A 17,245-nucleotide genomic window follows, 5' to 3' on the forward strand; every position below is an offset into this window, starting at 1 on the left:
GCCTCGCTTAACTCGCCACGCTCGCCGCGCCGGAAGCGCGATGAGCGGACTTATGGTTCTGGGTCAGTGGGAAGATCAGGCATACGCGCGCGCCCGATAGTGTTTCTGCGTCGGCCAGCCGCAACTCGCCGCCGTGGTCCTCGCAGATGCGCTTGACGATGGCCAAGCCCAGGCCTGTGCCCTTCTCACGCGTGGTGACATAGGGCTCAGTCAGCCGGTCGCGATCCTTGGCCGGCAGGCCGACGCCGTCGTCCTCTATGGTGAAGACGGCGCGCTCATCCTCAATGTCGAGCCTGGCGATGATGCCCAGCGCCTCTTCAGCGACGGGATCGCGCGCCCGCTTGGCGCCGACGGCCTCGCCCGCATTCTTCAGGATATTGGCCAGGGCCTGCCCCACCATGCGGCCGTCACATTGCAGTACGACGCTGGGCAGCGGCTCCACCAGATCCACCCCGATATCAGGCACGGCCACACGCTGGGCGAACACCGCCTCGCGCAGCATTTCAGCCGGGTTCTCCATCGAGAAGCGTGGGGCGGGCATACGGGCGAAAGAAGAGAACTCGTCCACCATTCGACCGATGTCGCCTACCTGACGAATGATGGTCTCAGTGCAGCGATCGAACACCTCGACGTCATCGCCCACGCGCTCGCGATAGCGGCGACGCAGGCGTTCGGCCGACAACTGGATCGGCGTCAGAGGGTTCTTGATCTCATGGGCGATGCGGCGCGCCACGTCGCGCCAGGCAGCGTTGCGCTGAGCCGTGACCAGACGGGTGATGTCGTCGAAGGTCAGCACCATCTCGCCGCCCTGCCCGCCCTCGATGCGGACCCGCAAACGCAGGGCCTCGCCGTCGCGGCTGACGTCTATGTCTTCTTCGATATGGGCCTCGCCACGCTCGGACAGTTCGCCCAGTTCCGGCGCCACATCGGCCAGACGAAGGCCCTGCACCTGTTCCGGGTCGAGACCCAGCAACTGACTGGCGCTGTCGTTGATTGCCGAGATGCGACGCATCCGGTCCAGACCGATCACGCCCGCGCTAACGCCTGACAGAACGGTTTCGATGAACAAACTGCGGCCCTGCGCCTCGTCCGAGGCGGTCTTCAACGCAGCCTGCTGGGTCTTGATGTCCTCGGTCATCCGATTGAAGGCCTCGGACAGGACGATGATTTCGGACGGCGCTCCGGCGTTGTCGACCCGCGCGTCCAGATCGCCCCCAGCCACCTGGTCCGCCGCCTTCACCAGGCGCCCGATCGGCGCCGAGATCGAACTGGCCGCCGACATGGCCAACCAGACCGCGCCCACTAGCACCAGCAGGGCCGTCTCCAGATAGCTAAGCGCAAAGGCCGCCTGGATGCGCGCACGGCTTTCCTCGGCGGCGCGATAGGCGGTGATGGATTCCTCGCCGTTGCGCATGCGCTGGATCAGGCCCGGCGCCAGCGGTCTCACGACATAGAGATAGGCGTGGCCGTAATCCGGCAAGGGATATAGCGCCCGAACCATGTCGGGGTTTTCCGTCACCGTCGTCGGGGCCACCTCGCCGCCGGCCACGGTTTCGAAAGCCTCACGCGGCGGCGCGACATAGGGCGGCGCGCCCGGCTGTTCGCCGCTGGCGAGAACGCGCCCCTCGTCATCCAGAATGTAGAGCGCCGGATAGCCGAAGAAATCGCCGATCTGAGACAGGGCGCGCGAGAACTGGATCCGATTGTCGAACAGGTCGCGTACTCCGCCCAGTTCAGTCGCCATCGTCTCCAGATCGACCTCCAGCCCGGCGCCTACGTCGGCGACATAGGCGCGGCCGATCTCGGCTCCATTCTCGACCGCCGAACGGACATTGGTGCTGAACCACTGATCCACTCCTCGGTTGACCAGCAGGCCGAACACCAGGGCGATCAGCACGGCCGGCACGACGGAGACGAGCGAGAAAAGCGTGACGAAGCGCAGGTGCAGGCGCGCGCCCGGATCATTCCGATTGCGCGTCAGGCGCAGCACTCGTCCGCCGATCACCGCCGCCAGGCCCGCGATCAGGATCAGATTGGCCAGAAGAATGAACAGCACGATCTGGCTGGCCGCCGTGCGCGCATCGCCGCCCGCCGTAGCGCCCGGCGCGATCGCCACCAGCCAGATGGCGGCGGCGGTGATCAGAAAGGCGATGGCGTAGGCGGTTCCGAACAGGGCCCGGGCGCGACCATCGGCGAGACGGCCCCAGAACGAACGCTCTGGAGTCTGTTGCTCAGCCGTGGAAACGGGCGTGTCCGACATCAGGCCACAGCTTCGAACACCTGTGTCCTGTTTTCAACATCGAAGTTGCTCAAATGCGTCACGCCTAGCCATAAGTCGGTCAGGGCAGTCTCGACCTCTTCGGGGGTCTCCAGGCGACATAGGCGGGCCTTGGCGGCGCGGCGTTCCAGCGGATCGGCAGGCCAGGGCGCCTGTTCGATGTACCAGCCCAGGTGTTTGCGGAACATTTTTAGCCCCAGGGGCAGGCCGTAGAAGGCGGCGGACGCCCGCAGATGCTCGATGACGATGGCCAGACGCTCTTCGCGATACGGCTCCTGAAGCTGTGTCCCGTCAATCAGAGCGCGCTCCAGATGCGCCGCCAGCCAAGGCCGACCATAGACCCCGCGTCCCAGCATCAGGGCGTCGGCGCCCGAACGGTCCAACGCCTCACGCGCCTGTTCGGCGGTGATGATGTCGCCGTTGACGATGACGGGGATGGCGACCGCCTGTTTGACCTCGGCCACAGCGTCCCAATCGGCGACGCCGGTGTAGAATTGCTTGCGCGTGCGGCCGTGCACTGTGACGGCGGCGACGCCCAGCGCCTCGGCCCGACGCGCCAGATCGGCGGCGTTATGGCTGTTTTCGTCCCAGCCCAGCCGCATCTTGACGCTGACCGGGCGGCTGACGGCCCCAACGACCGCTTCCATGATCCGCGCGGCCTGATCCGGCGTCCGCATCAGGGCCGAGCCGCAGGCGGCGCCAGTGACTTCCTTGGCCGGACAGCCGAAATTCAGGTCGATAATGTCGGCGCCCGCCGCCTCGGCCATGCGCGCGCCCTCGGCCATGGCCGCCGCATCGCCGCCGACTAGCTGGATCACCGTCAGCGGCAGGCCGCCGCCGACGGCTGCGCGCCGCACCACGTCGGGACGGGCGCGCGCCAGTTCAGCCGCCGCCACCATCTCCGTCGCCACATAGGCGGCGCCCAGCTTTGACGCCAGCACACGGAACGGCAGGTCCGTGATCCCGGTCATGGGCGCCATCAGCACCCGCCCTGCGATCTTCACATCGCCAATCTGCAACCCGGTCGTCATGAGGCTCCTTAGCGCCGAAGAAGGCCCCTCTCGTCAAGCGGAACCGGGACGCCTAGAAGACCGGCATGGGATTCTCAGCGATCGTCGTGGCCGCCGGTTCAGGCTCCAGAGCGGGCGGCGGCAAACAGTGGCGCATCGTCGCCGGCAAGCCGGTCGTGCGCTGGCCTGTCGAGGCCTTGCTGGAGGCGGGCGCGCGCGAAGTCGTCGTCGTGATCGCCGTTGACGCTGCATCGGAACTTCAGTCCGCCCTTGCGGGCCTGACTGGGTGGCGGGCCGTCACGGGCGGCGACACTCGGGCCGAATCCGTCTGCGCAGGCCTGTCAGCCCTGACTGGCGCCGATGAAGAGCCGGTGCTGATCCACGACGCCGCCCGTCCCTTTTTGAGCCCTGAGGTGATCGCGAGCCTGTTGGCCGGTTTGGAAAGCGCCGACGGCGCCCTGCCCGCCCTGCCCGTCGCGGACAGCCTGCGCCGTGGCGATCAGGGCATGGTCGTCGACGCCGTAGATCGCGAGAACCTGTGGCGCGCGCAGACCCCGCAGGCCTTCCGCATCCAGACCATCCGCGACGCCTATGCCGTCTGGCCCGCTGATGAAGCCGCCACCGACGAAGCCGCCGTGGTCGAGCGCGCGGGCGGCCGCGTCCGACTGATCCCGGGCGATCCGCGCCTGATGAAACTGACCTATCCAGAGGATTTCGCCATGGCCGAGGCCCTGTCCGCCGCCCGCACCGTCACCCGCGTCGGTCAGGGCTATGACGTCCACCGCTGGGGGCCGGGCGCCTCCGTCTGGCTGTGCGGCGTCGAGATACCGCACGATCGGACCCTGATCGGCCATTCGGACGCCGATGCGGGGCTGCACGCCCTGACCGACGCCATCCTGGGCGCCATCGCTGACGGCGACATCGGCGATCACTTCCCGCCCAGCGATCCCAAGTGGAAAGGCGCCTCGTCCGACCGCTTTCTGGTCTACGCCGCCGAACGGGTAGCCCTGCGCGGCGGGCGTATCATCAATGTCGATGTGACCCTGATCTGCGAGCAGCCCAAGGTGAAGCCGCATCGCCTGGCCATGCGCGAGCGGCTGGCGGACCTGCTGAAACTGCCGCTGGACGCCGTCAGCGTGAAGGCCACGACCAGCGAGGAAATGGGCTTCGTCGGCCGCAATGAAGGTCTGGCGGCGCAGGCCGTGGCCGCCATCGAAATGCCCGCCTGAGTCTTCGATCAGGCCGGCCGGATCGGCAGGCCGTGCAGTTCGACCCGCAAGCCGCCCAGCGCGGAGGGTGTAAAGCGCACAGCCCCGCCATGCGCCTTCATCGTCGACAGGACGATGGACAGGCCCAGACCGCTGCCGCCGACCGGCGCATCGGAGGTGCGGAAGAAGCGGCGGCCCAGACGCTCCAGATCGGCCGTCGAAACGCCAGGACCGTCGTCCTCGACCACCAGAATGGCGTCGCCCCCCTGACCTTCGACTGCGACACGGATACGGCTGCAGGCCATGGCTTGAGCATTGGCCAGCAGATTGGCGGCCGCCGTCTCGAAACGATCCGGCTGAACGTAAATCCGGAAGGCCTGATCTAGGACTTCCAAACGCGCATCCGCGTCATTGGCGAACAGGGCGCGCAGGTCGATCCAGCGCCTATCGTCGGCTTCGATAGCCGCCTCGTCTTCACGCGCCAACGCCAGAAGCCCCGTCACAAGGCGCGCAGTGCGGTCGACCGAGGTCTGTATCTGCTCCAGCGCGTGTTTGCGCACGCCCTCATCCGTCGCATTGGCCGCGATCTGCGCTTGAACCCGCAGACCCGCCAGCGGCGTCCGCAGTTCATGAGCGGCGGCGGCGGTGAACTCGGTCTCTCGGCGACGCGCTTCGCTGACGCGGGCGATCAGGTCGTTCAGCGCCGAGACGAAAGGCTGCAAGTCCTTGCCGCCCGGCGCTACATCAACCGGCGTCAGGTCGTCCGCTCGGCGACTGGCGAGCGCCTGGGTCATCTGCTGAATAGGCCGCAGCCCCGCCCCCACCGACCACCAAATCAGAACGCCAAGCGCCAGCAGGCCCAGAACAGCCGGCCCCAGCAGGCCGGTGACGACGCTGCCCACCAGATGTTCACGGACCGCGAGATTGTCGCCGACCATGACACGATAGCCGCCTTCGGGCACATGGACGGTGTAGACGCGCCAACGCTCGCCATTGATGACGCGTTCGGAGAATCCATCCGCGCCGCTGGCCAACATGGCAGATGGCGCGCTTCGCGACCGTGCGATCAACTCGCCCTGCATCGACCATATCTGGCAGGCCAGTTGCTGGTCATAAGCCGCCAGACGGCCGCCCCCTTCTTCATTGACGACAGGCGACAGACTGCCTGGCTGCATCATGGACGACACCATCCGGGCCGACTCCATCAGACGTCGGTCCAACACGCGCTGCACCTCATTGCGTGTCTGAACTTCGACCCAGACGACCGCCCCGCCCCAGACCAAGGCGGTCACCAGCGCCAGAATGGCGAACAGCCGCGTTCGGATGGACATCATTGGAGCTTGTACCCCAGACCGCGCACCGTGCGGATGAAGTCGGCGCCCAGCTTGGCGCGCAGATGATGGATGTGGACCTCGACGGCGTTGGAGCCGATATCCTCCTGCCAACCGTAGAGGCGTTCCTCCAACTGGCTGCGCGACAGCACCTGCGACGGGCGCTCCATCAGGGCTTCAAGGATGGCGAACTCGCGCCGCGACAGGTGCAGATCGCCCTCGCCCCGCCAGGCCAGACGCGACTTCGGGTCCAGCGTCACCCCCTCGTGCGACAGCGCCGGTTGCGAACGCCCCAACACACGACGACGGACCGCCCTTAGGCGCGCCGCCAGCTCATCCAGATCGAACGGCTTGCCCACATAGTCGTCGGCCCCGGCGTCCAGCCCCGTGATGCGATCGCGGCTATCGTCGCGCGCTGACAAGATCACCACGCCGACGTCCATGTCTCGGCGCCGTACGAAACGCAGGATCTCCAGGCCGTCGCCATCCGGCAGGCCCAAATCCAGCACGACCGCATCAAAGGTCGAGCTTTCGAGCGCAGCCAGGGCTTCTTCGACCCTGGCGACCGGCTCGACGGTCCAGCCGCAGGCCCCCAGGCCGACACGCAATCCGTCGGCCAGAACCGGATCGTCTTCTACAGTGAGCAATCTCATTGGCTATTGATGCGAACCTCGGCTTAAGCCTGACTTAAGCTCCTTCTCCGACCTGACAGGTATGAAGATCACTTTCTCGCGCCTCCTGGCGGTCCTGGCCGTCCTCATGCTGTCAGCTCCGGCGCCGAGCCTGGCCCAGGGGCTGGGTCAGAGCTTCGGCCAGCCTCTGCTTTCCCCTGAAGAGGCGTTCACCCTCCAGATTTCGCGTGAAGCCGACGGCGACATGGTGTTCGCCTGGAAGATCGCGCCGGGGCACTATCTCTACAAGGACCATACGGCCGCCACGGCGCCGGACGGCAAGACTGCGCTTCCCCTTCGCCTTCGAGCCGGAGAAAAGAAGGACGACCCCGGCTTCGGCGTCGTCGACATCTGGCGCGATGTTGGGCGCGCGGTTCTGTCGGCGGACGCGCTGAAGCGCGCGAACGAGCCTGCGTCCATCAACATCACCTATCAGGGGTGTCTGGAAAACTCGATCTGTTATCCGCCGACCACGCGAACGGTCGACGTCCCCGCCCTGCCGAGCGCCCGCATCGCCTCGCGCGAGGCCGAAGCCGCAACGGCCCAGGCCGCAGCCGTACTCGCCTTGCAGAAGACGCCAGCGGCTCAGACGACCGACGCCGCAGAAAGCGCCGAGGCGGAACCTGTGCTCATCGATTCATCTGAGCCGGATATCGTCCTCCCCGCAGCCGCCATCCAGTTGCAACAGGATCAGGGCTTCGTTGACCGACTGTCGCGCCAAGGAGGAACGGTCTGGGTGCTGCTGGCCTTTTTCGGCTTCGGCGTGTTGCTGGCGTTCACGCCTTGCGTCTTTCCCATGTACCCCATCCTGGCGGGCGTCATCGGACGGGGCGTGGACGGGCAAGGCACGCGACGCGGCCTGCTGCTGTCGGTCGCCTATGTCCTGGGTCTGGCCGTGGCTTTCGGCCTGCTGGGCGTCGCCGCCGCCTGGTCGGGTCAGAACCTGCAGATGGTGTTGCAATCGCCCTGGGCCGTAGGCGGCCTGGCCGTCGTTTTCACAGTCCTCGCAGTTTCCATGTTCGGCGCCTTCGAGCTTCAACTGCCCTCAGCCTGGACCAGCCGCCTGTCGCGCGACACCGGGACGGGACGGCGTTCCGTAGTCTCGGCGTCTGGGCTGGGCTTCCTGTCGGCGCTTATCGCCGGCCCCTGCGTCACCGCTCCCTTGGCTGGAGCCCTGCTCTATATCGCCCAGACTGGGGATGTGATTCTCGGCGCCGCCGCCCTTTTCTTCCTGGGGCTGGGCAAAGGCGTGCCGCTGATCGTCTTCGGAGCCGCGGGCGCGCGCTTCCTGCCCAAGGCCGGAGCGTGGATGAACCGCGTGAAGATCGTTTTCGGCTTCATCTTCCTGGGCATGGCCTGGTGGCTGGCCAGCCGCATCCTGCCGCCAGTCGCGACCCTGTCTCTGGGCGCAGCCCTGTGCTTCGCGGCCGCCGCCGCCCTGGGCCTGTTCCGCCCGGCGGCGTCAGGCGTCCTGAACAGCGTCGCTCGCGCGGCTGGCCTGATCGCCGCCATCTGGGGCGTCCTGCTGTTGATAGGCGTCAGCCTCGACGCCGTCAGTCCCTGGCGGCCCCTGGCCCCTTTGGCTCGCCCCGCGCTCGCGGCCCCCGGCGCCTCGTCTCTCACAGCCGCTCCGGCGGTCGTGGTCGCCGACAATGCTGCGCTTGAGACGGCCGTCGCCCAGGCCGCCGCCAAGTCTCGACCGGCTCTGGTCTATTTCACCGCAGAATGGTGCGTCAGTTGCCGCGTGATGGAGCGCGAGGTTTTCCAGAACGATGAAGTCCTCGCCGAACTCGGCGCTGTCGACCTGATCAAGGTCGATGTGACTCAAAGCACGCCCGAAGTACGCGAGTTGCTCGACCGATATGGCGTCGTCGGGCCGCCGACCATGATCTTCCTGTCCAGAACCTCGAAGGAAGCCGCCGAAAGCCGCCTGATCGGCGAGGCCTCGGCCCGCGCCGTCCTGACCTCGCTGGAACGAGCGGGAGCGGCCGAATGAACAGCCTGTCGCTCGGCCCCCTGGTCCTGTCCGGCGAGCGTTTCGCCATCATCGCGGGCGTCGTCGTCTTCATGATCGGCTCCAGCATCCTGGTCAGTCGGATCAGCGGCCGCTTCAACCTGTGGAGCACGGTCGTCGCCATCGGTGGGGTCGCCGTCGCCCGCCTGGCCCATGTCGTCGCCAACTGGGCGTATTTCAGCGGCGATCCCATGCGCGCCTTCGCCGTGTGGCAAGGCGGATTCGCCTGGCTGTGGGTTCTGCCCTTCATCGCCCTGGCCACCTTCCTGCTTCTGAAGACCCGGCAGGAACGCGCCTGGGCCCTCGCCCCCGTGGCGGCGGCCGCGCTGGTCTGGGTCACGACGCATCAACTGGCCTCGGCGACCGAGCCCTTGCCTCCCGCAGAACTGACTCTGGTCCAGTTGGAAGGCCCGCCGATCGATCTGGCCCAGTCCGTCAATCGGCCCACCGTCATCAACATCTGGGCGACCTGGTGCCCGCCGTGCCGCCGAGAGATGCCGGCCCTGGCGCAGGCCGAGCAGTCTCACTCCGACATCCGTTTCCTGTTCATCAATCAGGGCGAGAGCCGGGAAACGGTCCACGATTACCTGGCGCGCGAGGGCCTATCCCTACGGCACGTCCTGCTCGACACCGGCATGGCCCTGCCGCGCCACTATCGCACGGTCGGCATTCCGGTGACGCTCTTCCTTCATGCGGACGGCACGCTGGCGAAGGCGCATATGGGCGAGATCGCGCCCGAACAGGTCGCCGCCGAAGTCGCCCGCCTGAACAAGGCGTCGCCCGCCGCCTTAAGCGTGACTTAAGCGGACGCCTCGACCAAGAAGCATCAACCGTCGCCCTGGCGCGGTCCCTCCCCGACCTGATCGTGCATCCGCGCGTCGAACGAAGCAGGAAAGCCTGACCCGATGAAGAACCCCGCCCTCGCAATGAAGCTCGCCGTCGCCTTGACCCTGGCCGCGTGCGGTCCGGCCGACGCCGGCAATGCTCCGGCGACCGTCGCGGCGGCTGGGGCGTCGGGCGCTCAGGATCTGCCCATGGTGGCGGAAGTCGGCTTCAGCGACCTGCTGCGCGATCCGGCGACGCCGTTCATCGGCGCGGAGAACGCCGATATCATCATCATCGGCTTCATGGACTACAACTGCCCCTACTGCAAAATGATGATCCCGGAGCTGGAAGGCCTTATGAAGGCCGATCCCAAGGTGCGCATCCTCTACAAGGAATGGCCCATCTTCGGCGCCGTGTCCGAGAACGTGGCCCGCCTGGCGATGGCCGCCAACTATCAGGGCAAGTATCATGAGGTGCACAAGGCCTTCATGAGCGCCAAGGGGCGTATCGAGACCGACCAGCAGGCGCGCAGTCTCGCACGCGCGGCCGGGGTCGACATGAACCAGTTGGATCGTGATCTGGCTGCGCACCGCGAAGAGATCGACGCGGTGATTCTGCGCAACACGCGCGAAGCCTCCGCCCTGGCCCTGAGCGGAACCCCCGCCTTCATCATCAACGGCAATCTGATCCCCGGCGGCATGCCTCAGGCGCAACTGGAAGCCGTCATCGCCCGTATCCGTGCGGGCCAACCCGTGCGTTGATCTGACAGGCTTCACTTTGCGCTCGCCTCTGAACGTCAGGCTGGCATAGTCGCCCAATGCGAAGCCTGCTGTTCAACATCGCCTATTGGGCGCTTTCCATCACCTACGGCCTGGCCGCCGCCTTTGCGGCCCTGGCGCCCGGCCGCAAGGCCACAAGCTGGATCATCCGCCGCTATGTCCGGCGCATGGTTCAGGCCATGAGCCTGTTCGCGGGCATCCGCATCGAGACGCGCGGCAAGGAACGAATTCCGGCCGGCGCCTTCATCATCGCCTCCAAGCACCAGAGCTGGGGCGACGGCTTCGCCACCTATGACCAGTTCGACGATGTGGCCTTCGTCACCGGCGACCATCTGGAGAAGTTCCCCCTGTTGGGAACCGTGCTGAGGAAGCTGGGCGCCATCGTCGTCAACAACTGCGGCGGCCACGCCGCCCGCGCCGCGCTCAAGGAGCGCGCCGCCGACGCCCATCGCGAGGGGCGCAAGATCCTGATCTACCCTGAAGGCCATCTGGCCAAGGTCGGAGAGAAGTTCCGCTATCGCTCGGGTGTCTGGCACATGTATCGCGACTTCGACATGCCGGTCGTGCCGCTGGCGACCAACCTGGGCCTGTTCTGGCCGCTGGAGGAGTTTCGCAAGAACCCCGGCACGGCGACGCTGGAATTCCTCGAACCCATCCCGACTGGCCTGCCCAAGGCCGAGTTTCTTGAGCGGCTGGAAGCCGCTGTGGAAGGCAAGACCGCCGAGCTGATCGCCGAGGCGACAGGTCAGCCGGTCACGCCCGCCGTTCTGGTCTCCACGCCGGACGAGGCCGCCAAGGCCGCCGCAGCGGCCGAGGCGGTCAACGCCGCAGCCTAGGCCGCCGGGATCACAGCGCCTTCATACTTCGAGGCGATGAAGTCCTTGATCGCCTGGCCGCGCAGGGCCTTGGCCAGGGCCTGGATGCGCGGGTCGTTCTGATTGTCCGGGCGGGCGACCAGATAGTTCACATAGGGACTGTCGGCGCCTTCCAGTTGAAGCGCGTCGGTCTTGGGCTTCAGCCCGGCGTCGAGGGCGTAGTTGGTGTTGATCACCGCGCCGTCCACCTGGGGCAGGATGCGCGGGATGGTCGCGGCCTCGACCTCCTGGAACTTCAGCCCCTTGGGATTGGTCGCGATGTCGCGCACGGTCTGCAGCGGGTTCTGCGGATCCGTCAGGGTGATCAGGCCCGCCGCCTGCAGCAGCAGGAGGGCGCGGCCGGTGTTCGACGCATCGTTGGGCAGAACCACCTGGGCGCCGTTCGGCAGATCGGCCAGCGCCTTGTGCTTGCGCGAATACAGGCCCAGCGGCTCGACGTGGATGCCTGCCACGGTGATCAGGTTCGTGCTGCGCGCCGTGTTGAACTCGTCCAGATAGGGCTTGGTCTGGAAATAGTTCACATCCAACCGTTTTTCAGCGAGTTGCACGTTCGGCTGAACGTAGTCGTTGAAGACCTTGATCTCGATCGGCACGCCCTCGGCGGCCAGGATCGGCTTCACCTGCTCGAGGATTTCAGCGTGCGGTACGGCGGTGGCGCCGACCAGCAGCGGCGCGCCGTCGGCCCCCGCCTTCTTGTCCGCGCCCTGGCCGCAGGCGGCGAGCGTCAGGACAGCGGCGGCGGACAGCAGCAGCGAACGGCGGATCATGGGGCAGGCTTTCGTAAAATCAGCGGTGCGAAACCTTAGCGACCAGACGGTCGCCGATCATCTGCAGAATTTGTACGAGGATCAGCAGCAGAACTACGGTCACGGCCATGACGTCGGTCTGGAACCGCTGATAGCCGAAGCGGATAGCCAGGTCGCCCAGACCGCCCGCCCCCACCACGCCCGCCATGGCGGTGTAGCTGACCAGGGCGATGACAGTGACGGTCGCGCCGGCGATGATGCCGGGCAGAGCCTCCGGCAACAGGGCGCGCGTCACGATCTGGAAGGTTGATCCGCCCATGGCCTGCGTCGCCTCGACCACGCCCTTGTCCACTTCACGCAACGCCGTCTCGACCAGGCGCGCATAGAAGGGCGCGGCCCCCACGACCAGCGGCGGAATGGCCCCCGCCACACCCAGCGAGGTGCCGACCAACAGCACCGTCACCGGCAGCATGACGATCAGCAGGATGATGAAGGGCACCGACCGCAGCACATTGACGACGAAGGACAGCACGGCGTTCAACACCGGATTGGCCGCCAGCCGTCCTTTGCCCGACAGATACAGCAGCACGCCCAGCGGCACGCCCAGGATCACCGTCAGCACCATCGACCCGCCCAGCATCAACAGGGTGTCGATCGTCGCCTTGCCGATATCGGCCCAGTCCACATTGGCGAACATCAGACCGCCTCCACCACGACGCCGCGCGCGGCCAGTTGCGCCAGAGCCGCCTCGGCGTCGCCGCCGGTAAAGGCCACCGTCATCTGGCCATAGGGCTCGCCCCGGATGCGGCTGATGCGGCCGGACAGGATCGAATAGTCCACGCCCGCCGTGCGCGCGACACGGCTCAATTCCGGCTCATAGGTCGAGGGGCCGCGGAAGGTCAGGCGGGCCATGCGCGCCCCGGCGGGCGCGACTGAAGCGTCGATCGCCTCCTCGCCCTCGGCCAGCATGGCGCGGGTCACAGCGTGCTGCGGATGCAGAAAGACGTCGGCCGTCGCGCCCTGCTCCACGATCCGGCCGTCCTTCAGCACCGCCACCCGATCACAGACGCGGCGCACCACCTCCATCTGGTGGGTGATCAGCACGATGGTCAGGCCCAGATCGCGGTTCAGCCCGTCCAGCAGGGTCAGGATATCCTCGGTCGTCTCAGGGTCCAGCGCGCTGGTCGCCTCGTCGCACAACAGGACACTAGGGCCGCAGGCCAGGGCGCGAGCGATGCCGACGCGCTGCTTCTGGCCGCCCGACAACTGGGACGGATGCTTCTTGGCATGATCGGCCAATCCCAGCTGGGCCAGAAGCTCCCTCACCCGCGCCTTCACCTCAGCCTCAGGCCGCCCCTCCAGCCGCAAGGGGAAGGCGACGTTGTCCTCGATCGTCTTGGCGTTCAGCAAATTGAAGTGCTGGAAGATCATGCCGATGCCGCGCCGCGCGGCGCGCAGTTGGGCGGCGTTCAGGGCGGTAATTTCCTGCCCATCAACGAAGACCTTGCCCGCATCAGGCGTCTCCAGCCGGTTGATGGCGCGGATCAGGGTGGACTTGCCCGCCCCCGAACGGCCCACCACGCCGAACACCTCGCCGCGCGCGACATGCAGATCGACGGCGTCCAGCGCCGTGCGGTCGCCCGCCGCGCTGCGATAGCGCCGGGTCACCCCCTCCAATCGGATCATGTCAGTCGGCGTCCAGAGCAGCGGCGGGGATGATGGTGACGCTCTCACCGCAGCCGCAGGCGTCCGTCTCGTTCGGATTGCGGAAGACGAATTTGGACGCCAGCTTCGTCACCTCATAGTCGATTTCGGTGCCGATCAGGAACAGGACCGCCTTGGGCTCGATCAGGATGGTGACACCCTTGTCCTCGACCACCTCGTCCAGCGGCAGGGCTTCTTCCGCATAGGCGAAGGTGTATTCCTGCCCGGCGCAGCCGCTGTTCTTCACGCCGACGCGCAGGCCGACGTAATCCTTCTCGGCGTTGTCCATGATTTCGCGCACGCGCGCGGCGGCGGCGTCCGTCAGGGTCACCGCCTTGGGCCGGGGCCGCCGGGGCCGGGTCGTTGCAGTCTGAAGTTCGGTCATCAGGGCCTCCTCAGAACATGTTCAGGGCCAGCTTGGCCTCGTCGCTCATCTTGGAGGAGTCCCACGGCGGATCGAACACCAGGTTGGCCTTGGCGCTGCGCACGCCCTCGACCTTGGCCACCGCCGTCTCGACCCAGCCGGGCATCTCGCCCGCCACGGGGCAACCCGGCGCCGTCAGCGTCATCTCGACCAGCACGTCGCGGTCGTCAGACACGTCGACCTTGTAGATCAGGCCCAGCTCATAGATGTCGACCGGGATTTCCGGGTCATACACCGTCTTCAGCGCCTCGATCAGGTCGTCCGTCAGCTTGTCCAGCTCAGCCTGTGACAGGGCGCTCTTTTGCGGCTCGTCCCAGCTGGCGGCGAAGGCGTCGCTGTCGCTGATCGCGTTGTCGGTCTTGGCGTCCATACTCGTCACACGAAGAAGTTCCGCGCCTTCATCAGCGCGTCCACGAAGGCGTCTGTATCCTCCACGGTGTTATATAGGGCGAAGGAGGCGCGCGCGCTTGCGCTCACGCCCAGTCTTTTCGCCAGCGGCTCGGCGCAGTGCAGTCCGGCGCGGACGGCGACGCCGTAACGGTCCATGATCTGGGCCACGTCATGGGCGTGCGCGCCCTCGACGGTGAAGGTCAGGATCGCGCCCTTCCCTTCCGCCTCGCCCAGAATCCGCAGCCAGTTGTGCCCACGCAGACGCTCGACGGCATGGTGATACAGGGCCATTTCATGCGCCTGAATGGCCGCCGGATCATATTGCGACAGCCACTCGACCGCGGCGCCCATGCCGATGGCTTCCAGGATCGGCGGCGTGCCGGCCTCGAAACGGTGCGGCGGCTTGGCGTAGGTCACGCCTTCCTTCTCGACCGTGACGATCATCTCGCCGCCGCCCTGATAAGGCGGCAGGGCCTCCAACGCCTCCGCCGCGCCGTACAGGACGCCGATGCCCGTGGGTGCGAATAGCTTGTGGCCGGTCAGGACATAGTAGTCGCAACCGATGGCCTGGACGTCCGGCTCCGCGTGGACCGCGCCCTGACAGCCGTCGATCAGCACCCGCGCCCCGGCCGCATGGGCGAGACGGGTGATCTCGGCGACCGGATTGATGGTCCCTAGCACGTTGGACATATGGGTGACGGCGACCAGCTTCGTCTTCGGCCCCAGCAGGGCGGCGAAGGCCTCCATGTCCAGCGAACCGTCGTCCCTGATCGGCGCCCATTTCAGAACCGCCCCGCGCCGTTCGCGCAGGAAGTGCCACGGCACGATGTTGGAGTGGTGCTCCATCTCGGTGACGATGATCTCGTCGCCCGGCTGGATCGACAGGCCGACGCCGTTGGCGACCAGATTGATCGCTTCGGTCCCGCCCTTGGTCCAGACGATATGGTCGGCTGAGGGCGCGTTCAAAAAGCGAGCCACGATCTCACGCGCACGCTCATAGGCCTCCGTCGCCTCGTTCGACAGGGTGTGCAGACCCCGGTGGACGTTGGCGTAGCTGCCCTCCATCGACGCGACCAGGGCGTCGATCACCGCGCGCGGCTTCTGGGCCGAGGCGGCGCTGTCCAGATAGATCAGCGGCTTTCCATTCACCTGTCGCGACAGGATCGGGAACTGCGCGCGGGCGGCATAGGGGTCGAACCCCTTCACGGAAGCATTCGTCACAGGCGAGCCGTCAGCCATTCCCGCACCACCTCTCTGGCGCCTTCGTGCTCGATGCGGTCGACGACCTCGATCAGGAAGGCATGGGTCAACAGGGCGCGGGCCTCATCGGCCGAAATGCCGCGCTGCTGCATGTAGAACAGGGCGCTTTCGTCCAGCGTCCCGACGGTCGCGCCGTGGGCGCACTGCACCTCGTCGGCGTAAATGATCAACTCAGGCTTCACGTCGATCTCGCCGCGATCCGAAGCGATCAGGCCGTGGTGGCCCATCCGCGCGTCGGTGTCGTCGGCGCCCTTCTGGACCAGGATCTTGCCCTGGAAAACGCCGCGCGCCTCGTCGCGGACCACGCCCTTGATCAGTTGGCTGGTCGTGCCGTTGGCCGCGCCGTGGTCGATCACCGAGGTCTGATCCGAATGGCGCGCGCCATTCAGCAGATAGAGGCCGTCCACACGCGCGTCGGCGCCTTCCGCTCCGTGGCGCAGGCGGGTCTCAAGACGTTGCAGTTTGGCGCCGGTGGCGACGATGGTCTGACGATAGCGCCCGCCCGCCTCCAGCCGCACCTCGGCCTCGGCCACCGAAATGGCGTCGGCAGGCTCGTCGGTCAGGACGACACGGACGACCTCGGCGTCTGCGGCGACGTCGATCTCGACCTTGTTGTGAGCGACATAGGCCGAGCCCTTGCCCTCATGCGTCTCCAGCAGCAGCAGGCGCGCGCCGGGGCGAGCGACAACGCGCGCCGCCGCCGTATGGCCCGTGCCCGTCGCATCCGAGATAAAGCGCAGACGCAGCGTCTGATCGCCAGAGGCGATGTAGTCCTTCACCCCGACCGGGCGGCCGTTGGCGAAGACGATGGCGTCGCCGCCCAGATCGTAGAACGGCCCCGGCGCGCCCACGACGGCCGTGCCGGACGGCTCAGGCGCTTCACGAAGAAAGCGCTTCAGATCACTGTATTTCCATTCCTCGACCCGCCGCGAGGGGAAGGTCGCGGCGTCGGTCAGGTCCAGCCGGGCCAGCGCCTTCATGCCGCCTCCGGCAGGAACTTGTCGTAGCCTTCCGCCTCCAGCTCATGCGCCATTTCCGGTCCGCCCGAGGCGACGATGCGGCCGCCCGCCAGAACGTGCACCCGGTCCGGTTTGATGTAGTCCAACAGGCGCTGATAGTGGGTGATCACCAGCATCGACCGCTCCGGGCTTCGCATGGCGTTCACCCCGTCCGCGACGATGCGCAGGGCGTCGATGTCGAGACCCGAGTCTGTCTCATCCAGGATCAGCAGCGACGGCTCCAACAGAGCCATCTGAAGGATCTCCATCCGCTTCTTCTCGCCGCCGGAGAAGCCGACGTTCAGCGGCCGCTTCAGCATGTCGAAGTCCATCTTCAGCGACTGAGACGCCGCCTTGACCAGCTTCAGGAAGGCGGGGGCCGAAACCTCTTCCTCGCCGCGCGCGCGCTTCTGGGCGTTCAGGGCCGTGCGGATAAAGGTCATGGCCGGAACGCCGGGGATCTCAATCGGATACTGGAACGACAGGAACAGGCCCGCCGCCGCCCGCTCGGCCGGTTCGATATCCAGTAGGTCAACGCCGTTCCACGAGGCGGAACCGTCCGTCACCTCATAGCCGGGACGCCCTGACAGGCTGTAGCCCAGCGTCGACTTGCCCGCCCCGTTCGGTCCCATGACGGCGTGCACTTCACCCGCCGGCACTTCGAGCGTCAGGCCCTTGAGGATCGGCTTGTCGGCGACGGAGACGTGGAGATTGTTAATCTTGAGCATCAGA

At 66.7% G+C, this 17,245-nt stretch carries 17 protein-coding genes; 5 read left to right on the forward strand and 12 right to left on the reverse strand.

Going from position 1 to position 17,245, the window contains the following annotated elements; translation table 11 throughout:
* Positions 1-7 precede the first annotated feature (7 nt).
* Together B3D50_RS08790 and dusB are read right to left on the reverse strand one after the other, a co-directional pair.
* Positions 8-2,260 carry a sensor histidine kinase NtrY-like gene (locus tag B3D50_RS08790; protein WP_286950803.1) on the reverse strand — a complete coding sequence of 751 codons (2,253 nt, stop codon included), beginning with the start codon at positions 2,258-2,260 and terminating at the stop codon, positions 8-10.
* A complete protein-coding gene (dusB, locus tag B3D50_RS08795) occupies positions 2,260-3,309 on the reverse strand; it encodes a tRNA dihydrouridine synthase DusB (RefSeq protein ID WP_286950804.1) in 1,050 nt (349 codons plus the stop codon). The genes B3D50_RS08790 and dusB overlap by 1 nt, the downstream gene beginning before the upstream one ends.
* Before the next feature lie 65 nt (positions 3,310-3,374).
* Here dusB and B3D50_RS08800 point away from each other — a divergent pair, with 65 nt between their 5' ends.
* Entirely contained in the window at positions 3,375-4,517 is a 1,143-nt protein-coding gene (locus B3D50_RS08800) for a bifunctional 2-C-methyl-D-erythritol 4-phosphate cytidylyltransferase/2-C-methyl-D-erythritol 2,4-cyclodiphosphate synthase (protein ID WP_286950806.1), read from the forward strand.
* A gap of 8 nt (positions 4,518-4,525) precedes the next feature.
* Here the strand turns inward: B3D50_RS08800 and B3D50_RS08805 are convergent, their stop codons facing one another.
* Together B3D50_RS08805 and B3D50_RS08810 are read right to left on the reverse strand one after the other, a co-directional pair.
* Complete coding sequence (locus B3D50_RS08805; protein WP_286950808.1) at positions 4,526-5,830, reverse strand: ATP-binding protein; 1,305 nt, start codon at positions 5,828-5,830, stop codon at positions 4,526-4,528.
* Complete coding sequence (locus tag B3D50_RS08810; RefSeq protein ID WP_286950809.1) at positions 5,827-6,480, reverse strand: response regulator; 654 nt, start codon at positions 6,478-6,480, stop codon at positions 5,827-5,829. Before B3D50_RS08810 ends, B3D50_RS08805 begins: the two co-directional genes overlap by 4 nt.
* Positions 6,481-6,541: 61 nt before the next feature.
* Here B3D50_RS08810 and dsbD point away from each other — a divergent pair, with 61 nt between their 5' ends.
* The 4 genes from dsbD (at position 6,542) to B3D50_RS08830 (ending at position 10,952) form a co-directional block, all read left to right on the forward strand.
* Positions 6,542-8,494, forward strand: coding sequence for a protein-disulfide reductase DsbD (dsbD, locus tag B3D50_RS08815; RefSeq protein ID WP_286950810.1), 1,953 nt, complete (start codon positions 6,542-6,544; stop codon positions 8,492-8,494).
* On the forward strand, positions 8,491-9,315 hold the full coding sequence (locus B3D50_RS08820; RefSeq protein WP_286950812.1) for a TlpA disulfide reductase family protein: 825 nt from the start codon (positions 8,491-8,493) through the stop codon (positions 9,313-9,315). The genes dsbD and B3D50_RS08820 overlap by 4 nt, the downstream gene beginning before the upstream one ends.
* 123 nt (positions 9,316-9,438) lie before the next feature.
* Complete coding sequence (locus B3D50_RS08825) at positions 9,439-10,098, forward strand: DsbA family protein (protein ID WP_286950814.1); 660 nt, start codon at positions 9,439-9,441, stop codon at positions 10,096-10,098.
* Between the two features lie 56 nt (positions 10,099-10,154).
* A complete protein-coding gene (locus B3D50_RS08830) occupies positions 10,155-10,952 on the forward strand; it encodes a lysophospholipid acyltransferase family protein (RefSeq protein WP_286950815.1) in 798 nt (265 codons plus the stop codon).
* On the opposite strand, the gene B3D50_RS08835 is transcribed toward B3D50_RS08830, so the two are convergent.
* Genes B3D50_RS08835 through sufC form a run of 8 tightly spaced genes read right to left on the reverse strand, consistent with a single transcriptional unit; the run spans position 10,949 to position 17,241 of the window.
* The gene (locus tag B3D50_RS08835) at positions 10,949-11,758 is read right to left on the reverse strand and encodes a MetQ/NlpA family ABC transporter substrate-binding protein (RefSeq protein WP_286950816.1); all 810 of its coding nucleotides are present in this window, start codon (positions 11,756-11,758) and stop codon (positions 10,949-10,951) included. The two genes, B3D50_RS08830 and B3D50_RS08835, sit on opposite strands and share 4 nt — an antisense overlap.
* A gap of 19 nt (positions 11,759-11,777) precedes the next feature.
* Positions 11,778-12,434, reverse strand: coding sequence for a methionine ABC transporter permease (locus B3D50_RS08840; protein ID WP_286950817.1), 657 nt, complete (start codon positions 12,432-12,434; stop codon positions 11,778-11,780).
* Positions 12,434-13,423: a methionine ABC transporter ATP-binding protein gene (locus B3D50_RS08845; protein ID WP_286950819.1), complete on the reverse strand. Its 990-nt coding sequence runs from the start codon at positions 13,421-13,423 to the stop codon at positions 12,434-12,436. Before B3D50_RS08845 ends, B3D50_RS08840 begins: the two co-directional genes overlap by 1 nt.
* A 1-nt stretch (position 13,424) precedes the next feature.
* Positions 13,425-13,826 carry a HesB/IscA family protein gene (locus B3D50_RS08850; protein WP_040345340.1) on the reverse strand — a complete coding sequence of 134 codons (402 nt, stop codon included), beginning with the start codon at positions 13,824-13,826 and terminating at the stop codon, positions 13,425-13,427.
* Between the two features lie 10 nt (positions 13,827-13,836).
* Positions 13,837-14,235: an SUF system Fe-S cluster assembly protein gene (locus tag B3D50_RS08855; RefSeq protein WP_088411695.1), complete on the reverse strand. Its 399-nt coding sequence runs from the start codon at positions 14,233-14,235 to the stop codon at positions 13,837-13,839.
* Positions 14,236-14,240: 5 nt separating this feature from the next.
* Complete coding sequence (locus tag B3D50_RS08860) at positions 14,241-15,494, reverse strand: aminotransferase class V-fold PLP-dependent enzyme (RefSeq protein WP_286950821.1); 1,254 nt, start codon at positions 15,492-15,494, stop codon at positions 14,241-14,243.
* Complete coding sequence (gene sufD, locus B3D50_RS08865; RefSeq protein ID WP_286950822.1) at positions 15,473-16,495, reverse strand: Fe-S cluster assembly protein SufD; 1,023 nt, start codon at positions 16,493-16,495, stop codon at positions 15,473-15,475. Before sufD ends, B3D50_RS08860 begins: the two co-directional genes overlap by 22 nt.
* Positions 16,492-17,241 carry a Fe-S cluster assembly ATPase SufC gene (gene sufC, locus B3D50_RS08870; protein ID WP_286950823.1) on the reverse strand — a complete coding sequence of 250 codons (750 nt, stop codon included), beginning with the start codon at positions 17,239-17,241 and terminating at the stop codon, positions 16,492-16,494. Before sufC ends, sufD begins: the two co-directional genes overlap by 4 nt.
* Positions 17,242-17,245 lie beyond the last annotated feature (4 nt).

This window comes from Brevundimonas sp. UBA7507 (assembly GCF_002478355.1).
GTDB lineage: Bacteria > Pseudomonadota > Alphaproteobacteria > Caulobacterales > Caulobacteraceae > Brevundimonas > Brevundimonas diminuta_D.